This is a genomic window from Herbidospora sp. RD11066, assembly GCF_054661255.1.
Map to the genome: position 1 here is coordinate 1 of NZ_BAAGDO010000135.1, position 276 is coordinate 276.

At 41.7% G+C, this 276-nt stretch carries 1 protein-coding gene; it reads right to left on the reverse strand.

Features of this window, described 5'->3' with window-relative positions:
* Positions 1-276, reverse strand: a 276-nt coding sequence (locus tag ACYQ78_RS39565; protein WP_459806136.1) for a pneumococcal-type histidine triad protein, incomplete at both ends; no start/stop codon positions are given.

Here is a 276-nt window from a genome sequence, read left to right on the forward strand (position 1 = left end):
GTGAGAAAGACTCTACCGTTTTAGCAAGAGGTTTTACAGGCTCTGCATCATGATGTGTTTTCAGATGATCCTGAGCTGCCTTAATTTGCTCTGCTGTCAAATCTTTCTTGAAGAAGTAATGATTGTGATCTCCATGTGACATGACAAAACCTTGTTCATCCTCACTGATGACACGATTGGCATCAAAACCGTGATCATGGTCTTCATCATGATGGTGTCCATGATGATCTTCGTCGTGATCGTCATCATGAGCTGGATTTGATGTTGCTGTATTTG